Origin of the sequence: Acidovorax sp. Leaf160 (assembly GCF_001424265.1) — a bacterium.
Classification (GTDB): Bacteria; Pseudomonadota; Gammaproteobacteria; order Burkholderiales; family Burkholderiaceae_C; genus Paracidovorax.
Map to the genome: position 1 here is coordinate 245359 of NZ_LMOV01000012.1, position 16866 is coordinate 262224.

General features: G+C 67.9%; 15 protein-coding genes. 5 read left to right on the plus strand and 10 right to left on the minus strand.

Translation table 11 applies throughout. The features are described from left to right. Window positions 1–35: 35 nt before the first annotated feature. The 3 genes from ASF94_RS07735 to ASF94_RS07745 form a co-directional block, all read right to left on the minus strand. The gene (locus tag ASF94_RS07735) at window positions 36–1061 is read right to left on the minus strand and encodes a hypothetical protein (protein WP_056663929.1); all 1026 of its coding nucleotides are present in this window, start codon (window positions 1059–1061) and stop codon (window positions 36–38) included. Between the two features lie 40 nt (window positions 1062–1101). After that, a protein-coding gene (prfB, locus tag ASF94_RS07740; RefSeq protein WP_156382449.1) for a peptide chain release factor 2 occupies window positions 1102–2206 on the minus strand; the annotation gives its coding sequence in 2 pieces (ribosomal slippage) (window positions 1102–2124 and window positions 2126–2206; 1104 coding nt in all). Between the two features lie 199 nt (window positions 2207–2405). Then, complete coding sequence (locus tag ASF94_RS07745) at window positions 2406–3389, minus strand: alpha/beta fold hydrolase (protein ID WP_056663934.1); 984 nt, start codon at window positions 3387–3389, stop codon at window positions 2406–2408. A 183-nt stretch (window positions 3390–3572) separates the two neighbouring features. Between ASF94_RS07745 and ASF94_RS07750 the strand changes: the two genes are divergently transcribed. Then, a complete protein-coding gene (locus tag ASF94_RS07750; protein WP_056663939.1) occupies window positions 3573–4634 on the plus strand; it encodes an aldo/keto reductase in 1062 nt (353 codons plus the stop codon). 6 nt (window positions 4635–4640) lie between these two features. On the opposite strand, the gene ASF94_RS07755 is transcribed toward ASF94_RS07750, so the two are convergent. After that, window positions 4641–5396 carry a DUF4852 domain-containing protein gene (locus ASF94_RS07755; protein WP_056663943.1) on the minus strand — a complete coding sequence of 252 codons (756 nt, stop codon included), beginning with the start codon at window positions 5394–5396 and terminating at the stop codon, window positions 4641–4643. A 58-nt stretch (window positions 5397–5454) separates the two neighbouring features. Then, entirely contained in the window at window positions 5455–6261 is an 807-nt protein-coding gene (locus ASF94_RS07760) for a hypothetical protein (protein ID WP_056663945.1), read from the minus strand. Window positions 6262–6376: 115 nt separating this feature from the next. On the opposite strand from ASF94_RS07760, the gene ASF94_RS07765 reads away from it, so the two are divergent. Both ASF94_RS07765 and plsY read left to right on the plus strand, forming a co-directional pair. Continuing rightward, complete coding sequence (locus tag ASF94_RS07765) at window positions 6377–6877, plus strand: aminoacyl-tRNA deacylase (RefSeq protein ID WP_056663947.1); 501 nt, start codon at window positions 6377–6379, stop codon at window positions 6875–6877. A gap of 107 nt (window positions 6878–6984) precedes the next feature. Beyond that, on the plus strand, window positions 6985–7635 hold the full coding sequence (plsY, locus tag ASF94_RS07770) for a glycerol-3-phosphate 1-O-acyltransferase PlsY (protein WP_056663950.1): 651 nt from the start codon (window positions 6985–6987) through the stop codon (window positions 7633–7635). Between the two features lie 55 nt (window positions 7636–7690). Here the strand turns inward: plsY and ASF94_RS07775 are convergent, their stop codons facing one another. Beyond that, window positions 7691–9157 carry a diguanylate cyclase domain-containing protein gene (locus ASF94_RS07775; protein WP_056663953.1) on the minus strand — a complete coding sequence of 489 codons (1467 nt, stop codon included), beginning with the start codon at window positions 9155–9157 and terminating at the stop codon, window positions 7691–7693. A gap of 365 nt (window positions 9158–9522) precedes the next feature. Continuing rightward, window positions 9523–11697 (minus strand): TonB-dependent receptor, encoded by a 2175-nt coding sequence (locus ASF94_RS07780; protein ID WP_056663955.1) that lies wholly within the window; start codon window positions 11695–11697, stop codon window positions 9523–9525. A gap of 422 nt (window positions 11698–12119) precedes the next feature. Between ASF94_RS07780 and ASF94_RS07785 the strand changes: the two genes are divergently transcribed. Together ASF94_RS07785 and ASF94_RS07790 are read left to right on the plus strand one after the other, a co-directional pair. After that, on the plus strand, window positions 12120–12452 hold the full coding sequence (locus ASF94_RS07785) for an SMR family transporter (protein WP_056663958.1): 333 nt from the start codon (window positions 12120–12122) through the stop codon (window positions 12450–12452). Window positions 12453–12640: 188 nt separating this feature from the next. Next, window positions 12641–14026 carry a sorbosone dehydrogenase family protein gene (locus tag ASF94_RS07790; protein ID WP_056663961.1) on the plus strand — a complete coding sequence of 462 codons (1386 nt, stop codon included), beginning with the start codon at window positions 12641–12643 and terminating at the stop codon, window positions 14024–14026. A 97-nt stretch (window positions 14027–14123) separates the two neighbouring features. On the opposite strand, the gene ASF94_RS07795 is transcribed toward ASF94_RS07790, so the two are convergent. The 3 genes from ASF94_RS07795 to ASF94_RS07805 are packed head-to-tail and all read right to left on the minus strand — an operon-like array spanning window position 14124 to window position 16794. Next, a complete protein-coding gene (locus tag ASF94_RS07795; RefSeq protein ID WP_056663964.1) occupies window positions 14124–15434 on the minus strand; it encodes a type II toxin-antitoxin system HipA family toxin in 1311 nt (436 codons plus the stop codon). 46 nt (window positions 15435–15480) lie between these two features. After that, window positions 15481–15792 (minus strand): helix-turn-helix domain-containing protein, encoded by a 312-nt coding sequence (locus ASF94_RS07800; protein WP_056663969.1) that lies wholly within the window; start codon window positions 15790–15792, stop codon window positions 15481–15483. A 36-nt stretch (window positions 15793–15828) separates the two neighbouring features. Then, entirely contained in the window at window positions 15829–16794 is a 966-nt protein-coding gene (locus tag ASF94_RS07805; RefSeq protein WP_056664841.1) for a LysR family transcriptional regulator, read from the minus strand. Window positions 16795–16866: the final 72 nt, after the last annotated feature.

Consider the following 16866-nt stretch of genomic DNA (forward strand, 5'->3'; position numbering starts at 1 on the left):
AGCGTTCGTGCGCGTGTCAACAGGAGGGCGGGGGGTCACGGAGCGCCAGCCCCGCTGCCGAGCAGCTCGACCTGCAGAGCCTCCTGGATATGGCAGCAGTCCTCAGGGATATCGGCATGACCCTGCAGGATGTTTCGCGCTCGCTCGACCTGACCTGCGTGTACGCCCACGTCGAACTGCAGCTTTCGATAATCAAAGGACAAGCTCATCAGCAGCGGGGGCTCGCTCGGCCGGACGGCGGGAGAGAGCGCGCCAAGGATGCGGGTTTCGAGGCGCTCGATCTCTGCCTTGCTCATGGCAAAGGGCACCACACGAACATCACGCAGCCTCTTGACTGCGCGCAGCTGCCGCAGTTGCGCCGGCCGGGGCTGGTACACGAATACATCCAGCGTCGCGTGGCCCAGCACCTCATTGTTCCAGGCCATGGTGACGAGTTGTTCGCCAAAAATCCCCTGCGCTGCGTCGCCCAGAGCATTGATCTCCGCTGGCCAATGCTGGATGAAAACCTCATCGGGCAACGCATTGACCGACTGCAGGCTGGGGTACTGCACCTGGTACGTTTGCAGGGAGGCCGCTTTCGCCTGCGGCGACAGATCCTGCCATCGGTGCTCTTTTTCGATCTGCCGGCTCAGCCGGGGAATGTCCTGCAGCGAATAGGCCGTGTCCGCCAGCGACACGCCGGCCAAGGCCGGGTCTGATTGAACGCGGGCCCGGTCTGCCGCAGTCAGACCTTTGACGAAATACAGAATCCGCGGCTTGAAGTCATCGAGCGCGACGACGCTTCCCAGGTAGCGCCCCGCAAACATCTGGTTCAGCCGCGGCACCTGCGCTTCGGCGGCCTCGCGCCGGGCGGGGTACTGCAGGAGTTCGTCGGTCGGGATCGCGGCAATGCCGGCTTCGGAGACTCCGCCTGCGTTGTAGCAGCACTCTTGCAGGTACTGGATCTTGCGCTGGCGAATCTCCTCCGCACCCGGCGTTTGCGCCCAGGCAGCCAAGGCCCATGCAGACGCCAGCACGCCAAGACTCCATCGAGGGATCAACCGTTGGTGGAGCATGGGCATGGTGCTGGGCGGCTTGTGGGTGGCTTGCGGGCGGCTTGGCTCAAACGCCCTGCTTGAGGGAAGCCTCGATGAAGGCGTCGAGATCGCCGTCCAGCACCTTCTGTGTGGCGGAGATTTCGACGTTGGTGCGCAGGTCCTTGATGCGGCTGTTGTCCAGCACATAGGAACGGATCTGGTGGCCCCAACCCACGTCGGTCTTGGTGTCCTCCAGCTTTTGCTGCTCCTCCTGGCGCTTGCGCATCTCGTAGTCGTACAGGCGCGAGCGCAGGCGCTGCCACGCCACGTCGCGGTTGCTGTGCTGGCTGCGGCCGTCCTGGCATTGCACGACGATCCCGGTCGGGATGTGCGTCAGGCGCACGGCCGAATCGGTCTTGTTGATGTGCTGCCCGCCCGCGCCGGATGCGCGATAGGTATCGGTGCGCACGTCGGACGGGTTGATGTTGATCTCGATGGAGTCGTCGATCTCCGGATAGACGAACAGCGAGGCGAACGAGGTGTGGCGGCCGCCGGACGAATCGAACGGGCTCTTGCGCACCAGGCGGTGCACGCCGGTTTCGGTGCGCAGCAGGCCGTAGGCGTATTCGCCTTCGATCTTGATGGTGGCGCTCTTGATGCCGGCCACGTCGCCCGGGGTTTCTTCCTCCACCGTGGTCTTGAAGCCCTTGCGCTCGGCGTACTTCAGGTACTGGCGCACCAGCATGCTGGCCCAGTCGCAGGCCTCGGTGCCTCCGGCGCCGGCCTGGATGTCCACGAAGCAGTTCAGCGGGTCGGCCTCGTTGCTGAACATGCGGCGGAATTCCAGCTCTTCGATCAGCGGACGCAGCTTGGCGGTCTCGGCCTCGATGGTTTCGAGGCCGGCTTCGTCACCTTCTTCCTTGCTCATGTCGTAGAGCTCGGTGTTGTCGGCCAGCTCGCGCGTGAGTTTGTCGAGCGTGACGACCACGCCGGACAGGGACTTCTGTTCCTTGCCCAGTTCCTGCGCCTTCTTCGGGTCGTTCCAGACGGCCGGGTCTTCCAGCGATGCGTTTACCGTGCGCAGGCGTTCGAATTTGGCATCGAAGTCAAAGATACCTCCGTAACTCTTGCGTGCGCAGAGCCAGGTCTTGAAGGGTGGTGCCGATGAGGTTGATGCGTTCTGCGTCCATGGTGCGGGTGTCCTGTGTTCTGTATGAGAAGAAGTAACCGGCGATTTTCTCACGCGGTGGAGCAGGGCGGCCCAATGCCCCGCGCCCGGCCACGGCTGTGGCCACGCGGCGCCGCGAAAATATCAAAAATGATAGCATGGTATGCCCTTTCGACGGGCGCTGGCGGCCTTTTTGGCCTGGGATTGCGCTGCCGACGGAATCAGGGCGCGGTCAGAAACTCTTCGATCAGCGCCGCCACAGCCTGCGGCTGGTCGTGGTGCAGCATGTGGCCGGCGTCTTCCACCAGCGCCGTGCGGCAGTCGGGCACGCGCAGCAGGCGCTCGTGGTAGTCGGCCAGGGTGTACTGTCCCTTGAACCAGAGCCCCAGGCTGTCGTCGCTGGCTTCCACCGCCAGCAGCGGCGCGACGATGCGTTCGTAGAGCGCCAGGGTCTCGTCGGCACGGTAGATGTGCGGGCGCACGATCTTGTGCGCCGCATCGCCCAGGATGCGCCAGCGCCCGGCGTCGTCGGGCCGGGCCCACTGGCGCGCCAGCCACGCTGCCTTGTCGGCGGACAGGCGCGGGTTGGTCTTCATCAGCCGCTCGGCCACGCCGTCGGCGCTGGCGTAGTCCTTCAGGTCCTTTTCCCCCCGCTCGAGCTGCGCCAGCTCTTCCAGCCACTGCACGTAGCGGTCGGGCGCCTTGGCCGCGGGCACGTCGGGCATGCCGAAGCCCTCCAGGTTCACCAGCCGGCGGATGCGCGAGGGCCGCACGCCGGCATAGGTCATGGCCACGTTGCCGCCCATGCTGTGGCCCACCAGGTCCACCTGCTGGCCCGGCGCGTAATGGTCCAGCAGCCGCTCTAGGTCGGCCAGATAGTCGGCGAACTGGTAGTGGTCGCAGCGTGCCTCGGGCATCGACAGGCCGAAGCCGCGCCAGTCGGGCGCGATGATGGTGCGGCCCTGCACGAACGCCTCGGAGAACGCATCGACCACGAATTGGTACGACGCGCCCACGTCCATCCAGCCATGCACCAGCACCAGGGGCGCAAGGGTGGCAGCCGGCGAATGAGGGGCAAGAGGGGCAAGAGGCTGTGGCTCGGGCAGGGCGGACGCGCCGGCGGCCGGCCCCCACAGGCGCACGTGGTAGTCGAGGGTGCGGACGGGCAGCATGGCGCTGCGGGACGGGCGAAGGGGCTGGTACATGCGCCCGATTATTCCGGAACGCCCCGGTGTGCCGATGGCCCGAGGGCGACAGTCGATCCGGGCGGATGGGTGCGGATCGGTGCGGACCGGGGCGGGCGCGCCCAGGCGCCTTGCGTCCTCTTCCTGCACGACGCGCGGGCAAAACGTAAACTGCCCCGCTTGTCCATGAAAGCTTTTTTTCCCATGAACACACTTCTGCTGGGGCAGAGCGATCTGCGCGTCACCCCCATCTGCCTGGGCACCATGACCTTCGGCGAACAGGTGGCCGAGGCCGATGCCCACGCCATCCTCGACCGCTCTTTGGACCGCGGTGTCAACTTCATCGACACGGCCGAGATGTACGCCGTGCCGGCCCGCGCCGAAACCTATGGCGCCACCGAATCCATCATCGGCCGCTGGCTCGCCCAGCGCCCGGGCGCGCGCGGCAAGATCGTGCTGGCGACCAAGGTGGCAGGCCCCTCGCGCGGCATGCCCTGGGTGCGTGAAGGCAAAGGTATGACGGCCGCAGACATCGTGGCATCTTGCGACGCCAGCCTGAAGCGCCTGCAGACCGACGTGATCGATCTCTATCAGATCCACTGGCCCGAGCGGCACGTGCCGGCCTTCGGGGCGCTCTACTACGACCCGGCCAAGGAAACCTCGCAGACGCCGATCCATGAACAGCTCGAAGCGCTGGCCGGGCTGGTGAAGGCCGGCAAGGTGCGGCACATCGGCCTGTCGAACGAAACACCTTACGGCGTGCATGAATTCGTGCGCCTGGCCGAAGCGCACGGCCTGCCCCGAGTGGTCAGCGTGCAGAACCCCTACTGCCTCATCAACCGCAGCTGGGAAAACGGCCTGGACGAAACCTGCCACCGCCTGAACGTGGGCCTGCTCGCCTATTCGCCGTTGGCCTTCGGCCTGCTGACGGGCAAGTTCGACCAGCACGCGCCCACCGACCCCGGCGCACCCCAGGCTGCCCGCATCGCCCGCTATGAGTCGGTGCGCAAGCAGCGCTGGGGCCGGCCGGAAGCGCTGGCCGCGTCGCGCCGCTACAACCAGCTGGCGCGCGACAACGGCCTCACGCCCACGCAGATGGCGCTGGCGTTCTGCTACACCAAGTGGCAGGTGGCCAGCACCATCATCGGCGTCACCTCCGTCGCCCAGCTCGACGAGGATCTCGATGCCTGGGGCACGCAGCTCTCGCCGGAGCTGCTGGCTCAGATCGACGCGGTGCGCTGGGAGGTCCGCGACCCGGGCCAGTAATCTGGCTCAACGGCCGCCTTGCGTGGTCAGGACGTTGCCCTTCCTGTCCACCAGTTCCATCTTGAGGATCTGGGCCTGGGTGGCGTTGTTGCTGATGTCGGCATCCTGCGCGTAGCTGTAGACCACCAGTTCCAGCGGCTCGTACTTGCTGCGCAGGCTTTCGATGACGCGGGCCTTGTCTTCGTCCGGGACACTCAGGTACCGATAGTCGGCGCCGTTGTGGAAGCTCAGGCGGTATTTGCCGTTGTCCCCGAAGTAGCGGTAGTTGCCCTTGTCCCAGACCGACGCTGCGATCGGAAAGCCTTTCTTCTCGAAATCGTATTTCTGCAGCGCGTTGTCGATGCTCAGCTTGAGATAGCGCTGCTGCGACGCCTGCGCCACCGCGTTGTCGATCTTCGGCTTGAGCGCCTTCAGGAGATCGTTCTTCTGGAATTCGTCCGACGACCGTGCGTATTCGGGCGAGTAGCTCTGCGCCACCTCGCTGTAGTTCACCGGCAGGTTGGCCAGAGCCAGATAGGTGAACATCAGCTGGTTTCCGCTCTGCAGCTGGACATAGCTGGCCGATGGCGTCTGGGGGTCGCCTTGCGGCAAGGCGGCGCGCATCTGCTCCTTGGCTTTCTCGGCGATGACTGCCGGCTGGTTCGCATCGGCCAGGCTGGGTGGGGTGTTCGTTGCGGGGGCAGGCGCGCTTTTGTCGCCGCACGCGGCCAGGCCGGCGAGCAGGGCGACGGCGATCGGGAGGGTCTTGAAGAGGTCTTGCATGGTGTAGCCGTGAGGGGGTGGAGGAAAGGTCGGAGGGCGCGAGAGGAAAGGTCGTGGCTCAGGTCCTTGCGGCCAAGAAATGGACGCCCGCACGCGCCGCGAGGTAGAGGCTGGCAATGAGCGAGACGTAGAAGCCCAGGCCCAGCGAGACCGCGTTCCACACCTGTTTCATCATTTCGCGGCCCATGGCTTCGGCCATCTGCCTGGCCTGTTGGCCGCCGAAGCCGCCGACCATCTCACGCGTCTGCGCCAGGCCGTCCTGGATGCCCGCATAGATCAGGACCGCCGTGACCAGCATGAAGGCCAGGGGCAGCAGGCCGCAGAGATGGGCTCGCCGGTCCTTCCAGAAGAAGGGTACGAACGGGCCTGCGAATGCCAGGATGCAGAGCAGGGCATAGATTCCGCCGCCGCCGCTGGCGGCGTTCGCGCTCAGGCTGGACACCAGGGAGGCCGGGGAGTTCAGCAGCGCCAGCAGCTTCCAGAACGACATGCCGATGCGCATGCCCGGCGTGAGCTGAACCACGACGGTGTTCAAGACGAACCAGCCGATGCCGAGAGCTGCCATCGCCACCAGCAGCGGTGCGCCGAAACGCGCGGTCAGCCCGGCGGTCCACTGGCCACCCCGGGCCCGGGCCATCTTGAGCGCCTGTTCAGCCTGCTCCTTCATCACTTGGCCATCGGCCACCGGCATCGCCGCCAGCAGGCTGCCTGCATCGTCGAGTTCCGCATCGACCACCATCCCCACGCGCGGCGGTACGTCGGACCGCCAGTGGGCTTCGAGCGAAAATGGATGTTGCTTGCCGTCGATGCTCAGCAGGCCGGGGCCCGCATTGGTATCGCGCAGAACCTTGGCGCGGTGTTTCATGTGTGTCGCTTCCCCGATCAAGTGTGTGGCGCCCGCCTGGCTGGCGGCGCTCTACAACTTGTTCGCCCGAGGAGCCGCGACGGTTCAAAAATTTTTTCCGAAAGCTTCTCAAGGCATGGCCAAGAAAGACAAGACCACGCATGTGAGCGAGACGCCCGCGACGCAGCTGTTGCGCGCGCGGAAGATGCCCTTCACGGAGCACCCCTACGACTACGTGGAACACGGCGGCACGGCCGAGTCTGCGCGGCAGCTGGGCCTGGACGAGCATGCGGTGATCAAGACGCTGGTGATGCAGGACCAGGACGCCCGTCCGCTGATCGTGCTGATGCACGGCGACTGCAAGGTGTCGACCAAGAATCTGGCGCGGCAGATCGGTGCCAAGTCGGTCGAGCCGTGCAAGCCCGAGGTCGCCAACCGCCACAGCGGCTATCTGGTGGGCGGCACGTCGCCTTTCGGCACGCGGCGCGACATGCCCGTCTACATCGAAGAGAGCGTTCTTGCGCTGCCGCGCATTGGCATCAACGGAGGCCGGCGAGGCTTTCTGGTGCAGATCGATCCGCGGGTGTGCGTGGACCTGCTGGGCGCGCGGCCCGTGCAGTGCGCGCTGGCAGAATAGCCGGCTGTTCCGGCACGGCGCGCGCCTGGGGCGCGGCCGCGTGCCCTGGTGCGGCGGTGGCTCGCCGCGCGCAGTCAACCCCTCCCAATCCCACAAGAGACAACACCTTGACCGCCCTGTACCCGCTGCTCGCTGCCGTCGCCGCCTACCTGCTCGGCTCGCTTTCGTTCGCCGTCATCGTCAGCCGGGCGATGGGGCTGAACGATCCGCGCACCTATGGCAGCAAGAACCCGGGTGCCACCAATGTGCTGCGTTCGGGCTCGAAGGCGGCAGCCATCGTCACCCTGCTGTTCGATGCGCTCAAGGGCTGGCTGCCGGTGGCGCTGGTGCGCTGGTTCGGCCAGCCCTACGGCCTGGAAGAGGGCACCGTCGCACTGGTGGGCCTGGCGGCATTCCTGGGCCACCTCTGGCCGGTGTTCTTCCGTTTCGAGGGCGGCAAGGGCGTGGCGACCGCGCTGGGCGTCCTGGTGGGCATCAGCGGCTGGCTGGGCCTGGCCACGCTGCTGACGTGGATCATCATCGCCTTCTTCTTCCGTTACTCGTCCCTGGCTTCGCTGGCCGCCGCCTTGTTCGCGCCGCTCTACTACGTCCTGTTCAGCGGCGTGGTCTGGTATGCCGACGCGCGCATCGGGCTTGCGATCGCCGTCATGTCGGCGCTGCTGGCCTGGCGCCACCGCGAGAACATCCAGCGGCTGATCAAGGGCACGGAGTCACGGCTGGGCTCGAAGAAGCCGAAGGCGGGCCCCTCACGCGGCTGATGGCGGCATGCGGCGCACCGGGCGGTTGCACGCCCGTCAGGTGCCGCGCATCGCGTCAATCCGGTGCGGGCGCCTCCGGTGCCTCCGCGAACGCATAGCCCCCGCCTTGCTTCTTGGCCTCATACATCGCCAGATCGGCAGCATGCACCACGTAGTCGCCGGTGGCACCGTGCTGCGGCGCAGAGGCGATTCCGATGCTGGTGCCCACCTCCACCCAGGTGCCGGACGCCAGCTGGATCGGTTGCGCCACCGCGTCCACGATGGCCTGTGACAGGGTGATGAGACGCTGCGCGTCGTGCGTGTGCACCAGCACGGCGAATTCGTCCCCGCCCAGCCGGGCCAGGGTGTCGGGCGTGCGCATCAGCTTGCGCACGCGCTGAGCGACGGCCTTCAGCACCACGTCGCCGGCCTCGTGCCCATAGGTGTCGTTCACCTGCTTGAACTTGTTCAGGTCCATCATCATGACGCTGAAGCCGCTGCCCAGGGCCGCCTGGTTCTGCTGGGCATTCTTCAGGTTGGACTCGAACAGCCGGCGGTTGGCCAGGCCGGTCAGCGCGTCCTTCTGCGCCACGTCTTCCAGCGGCTTCACCACGCGGCGCGTGATCAGGTTCGCCGCCAGGATGGAGATCAGCGAGCTGAGCAGGATGCTGGTCGCGAACAGGCCCTCCAGCTTCAGGAACGGTGAGAACACCGGTGCGAAGGGCTTGGCCACCACCGCCTCGACCGTGTAGCCCGCAATACCCCCCATCGGAAGCAGCTTGACACGGTACTGGTCCCCCGTGGAAGACGTCACCGTGGAGCCCGACGCCTTCAGCTCGTCATGGGGAATGTCGGCCACTCCCAGATCGGGGGGCAGCGTGGACGTGTGGACCGACAGTTTCGGATGGGCGCCTTCGCCATGCGACACGAAGGCCATCCACATCTGCGTCATGCGGGTGAACTCGGCGATCGCGGCATCGTTGATGCGAAACGCCAGATACATCTGCGCGACAGGCATGGGGGCGCGGACTTCGATCTTGATCAACGCAAAGAGGGGCGTGCGGGCCTCGCCGGTGGGAATCGGCAGCAGGTTTCCCGACGGGCGCTTCACGTCGCTCAAGACCTCCTTGAGACGGCGGTCGAAATCGGCATCGGTTTCGTTCAGGGACGGCGTGCTGGAGGCGCGTGCGATGACCCGGTCCTGCAGGTCGGTGAGTACGATCATTTCGGCGCCGGTCCGCGCCAGCTGGCTCATCAGCGCGGATTCGATGGTGGCACGGTTGCCATTCGCGATGGTGCCCACCAGCCCGAAGTCCTTGGCCACCAGCTGCGAGGTCAGTTGCCGGTACTCGCGCCGCGTCGCCGTGGTGTAGGCAAAGGTGCGCGAGCCTGCTTCCAGCGCGGCGTCCACGCTCTCCAGAGCGATGCGCCGGTTGGAGAAGTGGAGGAAGAAGAATGCCACCACCTGCGCCACGATCAGCACGGGCACCAGCAACTTCAGGATCTTGCGGGTGGACTGGCTGATCGGCTTCGCTGAACGCATGAACGCGGCTCCTCTTGCGGCGTGGTTCCTCGGAGCCCTCCCTGGCGCCCGGTCTCGCGCCGGGAATGAGGTCATTTCGCCGGTTGAAACTGACGTGAAACTTACATAACGTCCACCAGCAGCCCAGCCGGGGCAAACGCTGCCTCCTTTCGTCGAACCTGACGACACCCACCCTCGACCCTCGCCGACACCGGAACGCCCGAGGATTGGTGCACGCGCGCGCGAGCGCAGACGCTGAATGGCCGCCAAGCCAGGGGACGGATGTGCCCGGGCTGAGCGCCCAGGAGGCGCTATAAAAATAATAGCTTGAAAGGCTTGCGTATCAAGCGCCGAGGCCGAAAACGAGCCCGAGCCGGGAATGAGCTCTACAGGAATTGCGCCCGCAGCCCCACCATCACCCTGCGGCCCGCAGCCGGCTCGAAGAATCGTCCGTTGCCGTCGTTGACGATCACCGACCCTGCGTAACGGCGGTCCATCAGATTGTCCAGCCGTGCCCACAGCTGCCATCGCGGCGATGTGCCTGCGGTGCCCGCACCCCGCCCGCCCAGCGTGTAGCCGGCGCGCAGCCCCACCACGGCGTAGCCCGGCGCAGCGTCGGTGTTGGTGTCGTTGACCGGCACTTTGCTCGACACATCGAGCGATGCGCTCAGCTGCCATGCCTGCGTGGGTGCGTAGTCCACCACCAGCTGCGCCACGTGTCGCGCGGTGCCGGGCAGGCGATTGCCGGCACCGACCTGCGCGCCCCCCGCGCCGTCATAGGGGCTGCCGAAATACGCGTCCAGGTAGGTGTAGGCGGCGCGGGGCGTCCAGGCGCCCGCGCGGGCGCTCCAGGCCAGCTCCAGGCCACGCCGGCGCACGTTGTCGGCGTTCTGGAACACCGTGCGGCCGTTCACCGTGGCAGCGGGCACGATCTCCCCCTGGCTGCGTGCGTCGAACCATGCGGCTTCCACGCGGTGCACGACGCCCTGCCACTTGGCGCCCAGCTCCATCTGCCGGCTGCGCGATGCGGCCAGCCCGAAGTTGGGGCCGTTGTTGCTGGCGCTGTACGCCATCTCGGCCAGGGTGGGCGTCTCGAATCCGCGGCCCACGTTGGCGTACAGATTCAGTGCGTCGGTGGCGGCCCAGACCAGCCCCAGCGCAGGGCTGGTGTGCGTCCAGGTGCGGCCCCCGCTGTCGTCCGGGTTCACGGCGTTGACCAGCCGGTCGTCCACCGTGCTGCGCACCCGGCTGCTGCGCAGGCCGGCCACCGCCCGCCATGCGGGCGCGATCCAGGCATCCACCTGCGCATAGACGTCGGTATTGCCGGCGCGGTCGCGCTCGTCGCGCCGCAGGGCGCCGGCCGTGCCGTTGTTGTTGACGAAGCCCTGGCGAAGCTCGCTCTGCCGATCGGCATCGACACCGAGCGTCCAGGTCAGCGGCAGTCCCGAAGGCAGGCGCGTGGCATGCGTCCAGGCCAGGCCGAGCCCGTAATAGTCGCGGTCCAGATCCACCACGCCGCCCGAGCTGTTGCTGGCCGCACCGCTGAACGACAGGTACTGGCGCAACTGCCGCGTGCCGCCATAGGCGCGGGCGCGCACGCTGTCGTGCTCGCCCAGGCGGCGCTCCAGCACCACGCCCAGCTGGTTCTGCGACACGGACTTGCGGGTGTCGAAGCTGTCGGCCACCGCAGGCGCCTGGCGAGCGTTGGCGTCCCACTGCGCGCGGGTCAGGCCCAGCGGGTCCTGCGCCTTGGGCTGGTCGTAGAGGTTCACCAGGGTGGTGATGGTGGTGTCGCCATCAGGCCGGGCGACCAGCTTGCCGTTCAGGTGGGTGCGGCGTGCAGCGCTGTGGTCGCGAAAGCCGTCGGTCTCGAAACGCGACACATCCACCAGGCCACCCAGCGTCCGGTCGCCGAAATCGATCGATCCGTCCACCAGCCGCTGCCCGTACGAGCCGGCTGCCACCGACGCCTGCGCGCCCCCGCCCTCGCGCGGCTCGCGCGTGGTCACCTGCAGCACACCGCCGGCGGCGTTGCCGTAGAGCTGGGCCAGCGGGCCGCGCAGCACGTCCACATGCGCCGCCGACTGCAGTTGCGCGGTGGCGGCCTGGCCCTGGCCATCAGGCATGGTCGCGGGGATGCCGTCCACCAGGATGCGCACGCCGCGCACGCCGAAGGTGGACCGCGCCCCAAAGCCCCGCACGGCGATCTGCAGGTCCTGCGCGTAGTTCTGCCGGTCCAGCGCCACCACGCCGGCCTGCCCGGCGAGCAGCTCCGACAGATTGACCAGGGGCGTCGGCGCGGTGAACGTGTCCACCTCGACGCGCGTGCTGCTGGCCGCGGCGTCGAAGCGGCGTTGCGCTTGCGCGCTGCCACCCTGCACCTCTACCGTGGGCAGCGAGCGGGCGTCGCCCGGCTCCTGGGCCCAGGCCCCTGGCGCGGAGGCGGCCATGCCGGCCAGCGCGGCCAGCACGGCGGCTGCCGTCTTCTGGGGGCGGGCCAGCGGGGTAGGGCGGGCTGGGCGAAGCAGAGGGGCGTTGCGTGGGAGTGGATACGGGTGCATGGCGGACAGGCAGAGAGAGATCAACAGGGTTGGGGCAGACGCGCCGAGGGGCCCGCGCGCAAAAGCCACTTGGGGGAAGCGGGGCGATGCCCGTAGGCTAAGGCCTGCAGCGCGCGCATCGCGCCGCCGAGGGCGAAATGCGGTGTTCGCCTACATGGCGCCAAACGAGTTCCGATGGTCTGGCGCGGCTGGCCGGGCCGCTGGCTCACAAGCACCTGGCGCTGGCAACCAAGCCCGCAGAACGAGGCGGGGCACCCGGGCGCGGAGACGAGAGGCGGCCCGGTGGTTCGTATAGTCCGGCACCAAGCGGGATTCTCGCCAGCCCTGGCACCGAAGCCGCTCCAGTATGCAGGCAACCATCCAGTCGCAGCTGGCTGGCTGGCTGGCTGCCATTGCGCCATCCACTACCCGTCCACCTTCTCATGCATCCCTACGCACTCCTGGGCATCGCCATCGTGGCCGAGGTCATCGCCACCTCCGCACTCAAGTCATCGCAAGGCTTCACCCGCTTCTGGCCCGCCGTGCTGACGGTGATCGGCTACGGCATCGCGTTCTTCATGCTCTCGCAGGTGATGAAGAGCCTGCCCACCGGCATCGTCTACGCCATCTGGTCGGGGCTGGGCATCGTGCTCATCTCCATCGTCGGCTGGGTGCTGTATGGCCAGAAGCTCGATGCCGCAGCGATCGGGGGCATGGCGCTGATCGTGGCGGGCGTGGCGGTGATTCAGCTGCTGTCGAAAAACGCGTCGCACTGAGTTCTGTTTCAAGCCGAACCGTCCAAAGGTCAGGGACACCGGCGCGCTGGCTCAGGGCGTCGGCATGAGAGGCTTGAGGACCGCGACGCCCGTGCATGCGCAGCAATTAGGTCAGGCGGGCCGCTGACAGACGCGCGGGCGGGCAGGCGCCACACTGCGCTCCACCTTCCGCTCTTGATTCCCGCGCCATGCCCCATCCGCTTGCAACCTCCCACCGCCCCGGCACCTGGCGCCGCGTCCCGTCCTATCTGCTGGGCGCCGTCGCCCTGGCCAGCCTGGCCGCCTGCGGCGACACCGCCAAGCTGCCCTTCGATGCCGGCGTCGGTCCCACGCCGACCTTGCCCGAGCCGAACAAGACGCTGATCCCGACCGTGCACATCGCGCCCGCCAAGGGCTGGCCGCAGGGGCAGCAGCCGTCTCCCATGGCCGGCATGCAGGTGACGGCGTTCGCCACCGGGCTGGACCATCCCCGCTGGGTCATCACCCTGTCCAACGGCGACGTGCTGGTGGCTGAAACCAACACGCCGCCCAAGGCCCCGCAGCCCGATCAGGGCGTGGTGAAGAAGGCGATGGACTGGGTCGTGGGCAAGGTGATGGCCCGCGCAGGCTCGGGCGGCACGCCGGCCAATCGCATCACGCTGCTGCGCGACGCGGACGGCGATGGCGTGGCCGAAACCCGCAGCGTGCTGCTGCAGCAGGGTCTGAATTCGCCCTTCGGCATGGCGCTGGTGGGCGGCGACCTGTATGTGGCCAACACCGACGCGGTGGTGCGCTTTCCGTACCAGCCGGGCCAGACGCAGATCACCGCGCCGGGCACCAAGGTGGCCGATCTGCCCGCGCTGCCGTTCAACCACCACTGGACGAAGAACCTCATCGCCAGTCCCGATGGCGCCAAGCTCTACGTGACCGTGGGCTCCAACAGCAACGTCGCGGAAAACGGCATCGAGGCCGAAACCGGGCGCGCGGCCATCTGGGAGGTGGACCGTGCCACCGGCGCCCACCGCATCTTCGCCAGCGGCCTGCGCAACCCGAACGGCATGGGCTGGGCGCCCGGCACGCAGACGCTCTGGACGGTGGTCAACGAGCGCGACCAGATCGGCAGCGACCTGGTGCCGGACTACCTGACCTCGGTGAAGGACGGCGGCTTCTACGGCTGGCCCTACAGCTACTTCGGCCAGAACGTGGACGAGCGGGTGAAGCCGGCGCGCCCCGACCTGGTGGCCGGGGCCATTTCCCCCAGCTACGCGCTGGGCGCACATGTGGCGCCGCTGGGCCTGGTTTTTTCCGACCCGCAGGTGCACACGGCCTTGCCGCCCGCCCTGGCCAGTGGCGCGTTCGTCGGTCAGCACGGCTCGTGGAACCGCAAGCCGCGCAGCGGCTACAACGTGGTGTTCGTGCCGTTCGCCGCGGGCCAGCCCGCCGGCCAGCCGGTGGAAGTGCTCGGCGGCTTCGTCAGCCCCGAGGGCGATGCCTGGGGCCGGCCGGTCGGCGTGGCGCTGGACGCCAAGGGAGGCCTGCTGGTGGCCGACGACGTGGGCAACGCCGTCTGGCGGGTGAGCGCAAAGGCACCCTGACCGGCGGACCGGACCCGACGCGGACCCGGGCGCAGGCACAGCGCGCAGCGCGCAGCGCGCAGCGCGCGGTTGCGTCCGCTTCATTCGGCAGATACGGTCAGCCTCCGAGCGCCGTCTGCCCGTGCAGCCGCGCCAGAACGGTCGTCCGCACACTGACCGGGGCCTGTTCCAGCAGCGCCGGCCATTGCGCCTGCGCCGTGGCGGCCGCTTCTCGCGCCCAGGCCACGTAGCGCGTGGGGCGCAGCAGGCCTGCGGCCTTCAGCAGCGCCTCTAGGTCCGCCCAGCCAAAGGCCAGCAGCGTGCGGTCGATGGCGCGGTTGACGGCGTATTGGGTTTCCGGCGTGTCCTGGAAGAAGGCCGCCACGCACACCGGGTCGTACACCGGCGCAAGCCGGGGTGTGCGCCCATCGGGGTAGATCAGGGCCCAGTTCTTCAGGTGCGCATCGGTATTGCCCAGCAGGATGAACGCGACCATGCGGTTGACGAACTCCCGCACGTCCTGCACCGGCTGGGCGCTGAGCCGATCCAGCACCCGCAGCATGGTGGCCCAGTCCTGCAGCAGCCCGCGGCCGTACTTCTGGCGCGGGGGATAGCCCAGTACCTGGTTGAACTCTTCCATGTGCACGCGCGACCCATCCGGCAGGTGATCGAAGCGCTGTACGGCGAGGATGGCGTCGAAGGGCACCGTCTCGGGCAGTTCGGCGTCGGCGCGCAAGATCACCTGCGCCTCGGCGCATTCCAGCCCCAGCGAGCGGCAGAGCTGGTAGCAGGCGAATTCGTTGGCGACGAGGTCGGGGTGGGCGGTGGTCGGCAGCTTCAGGATGACGCTGCCGGCGGCGCCGCGTCGCTTGACGATGTAGCGGCGCCCGTCCTGCACCGCGCTGAACTTGGTCACCACGCCTGGCAGCGAGGCCGCGTCTTCCACCGGAAATTCGACGAAACCCGGCTCCAGCACGTCCAGCCCCTGGGTGGTGTGCCAGTGCCGCACCACATCGGGAATACCGTCCTGCGGCGGCACCGGCTCCACCTCCAGCGCACCCATCAGGTCATGGCCGGCAGCGGCTAGCAACTCGAATTCATCGTCGGCGCTGCAGCCGCGCTCGCGTGCCAGCCGTTCGCGGTTGTGGCCTTCTGGCAGCAGGTTCTGGAAATAGGGGGGCCAGCGCCCGTCGGTGCGCACCAGCCGTGCGTCCCGGGCCGACGACAGGATCTGCCGGGTGGCGGCTTCGTTGTCGCCCCGGTAGCCCAGCGACAGGGTGGGCCGCGACGGGTCGTCGATGTAGTCGGTATCGAAGGACACGCGCAGGATGTCGCCGTACTGCGAAAGGTAGCCGATGGCGCGCCGTCCGCCGCCTGCCGCAGCGGGGCGGTGCAGGTAGAGGCGCAGATAGCGGATGGCGGTGGACATGGCAAGGCCTGGCGGCGTGGCGGGGCTTCAGCGCACTGCCGGGCTGTCAGAGGTTTTGGCGCAGACCGTCCACCACCGAGGGCGGGGCGTCGGCGCCTGCGGGTTGGCCCAGGAAGCGGCCACCGGACTGGATGAACGCCTGCAGTTCCGGCCGCAGCGCTGCCGGCACGGCGATGAGCTCCAGCCCCAGCACCCGCGCCATTTCCGCCAGCGTGGAAAAGCGCGGGTCGAGATCGCCGCCCTCGGTGCGCTGCACCGTCATGCGGGAGAGCCCTGCGCGCTCCGCCAGTTGGGCCTGGGTGATCTGCTGCGCCTTCCGGGCCGCAGCCAGGGATTCAATTAACGAAGCGTCATTCATGATGCTATTTATACTCTTTTTTCCTGTAAAGAGTATTTAAATATTCTTTTTGGCTGGTGGGGCTAGGACCGATGCCCGCTGGGCGGCGAAGCGCTGGCCTTCCTGCACCAGCCATTCGCCTACCCGCGCCATGGCGGGGTCCGGCCGGGGCAGGGTCACGAAGGAGTAGGCGGCGCGGGACTGTACGCAGTGGGGAAACACCGGCACCAGGCGGCCGGCGATCAGGTCTTCCAAGACCAGCGCGGCCCGGCCCATGGCGATGCCGCGACCGGCCAGGGCCGCGCTGAGGGCCAGCTGCGACAGGTTGAACTGCGGGCCCCCGCCCCAGGTGGGCAGCGGGGCGCCGACACCGCTGAGCCAGTGTGCCCATTCCTCATGCGCGCCGGCACCTTCCCAGGCGGTGCTGTCGTGCAGCAACCAATCGCCCTGCAGCTGGGCAGGGTCCTGCAGCCCCGGGTGCGCCGCCATGAAGCCGGGGCTGGCGACCGGAAGCAGCCACTCGTCGAGGAATTGCGTCGCCTGCAGATCGGTGTAGCCGCCCAGGTCGAACCGCACCGCGGCTTCGATGCCGCCCTGCACCATGCGGGCGCGGTCCAGCCGATGGAACTCGCCGAACACCCGCAGACCGATATCGGGGTGCATGCGGAAGAATTCCCCCATGCGGGGCGTGAGCCACTGCATGGCGAAGGACGGCGAGCAGCTCAGCGTGGCCACTGGCGTTTCGCCCGGCCGCCGCATCTGCGTGAGCGTGCCTTCGATGGCCTCGAAGCTCTCGCGCAGCACCACGGCCAGCCATTGGCCTTCGGGCGTCGCCAGCAGTGCACGCGGCGTGCGCAGAAAGAGCGGGCGGCCCAGCCACTGTTCCAGCTGCTTCACCTGCTGGCTCACCGCCCCCTGCGTGATGCACAACTCGGCCGCTGCGCGGGTGAAACTGCCGTGCCGAGCGGCTGCGTCAAAACACCGCAGCCAGGCCAGCAGGGAGGGGGAGAGTCGCGTGTCCATGGCGGGTTCCGGCATTAGTCTGGCTGATGGCTGCATCAATATAAATGGGTTGCGCGCCGGGCTTGGCCGGGC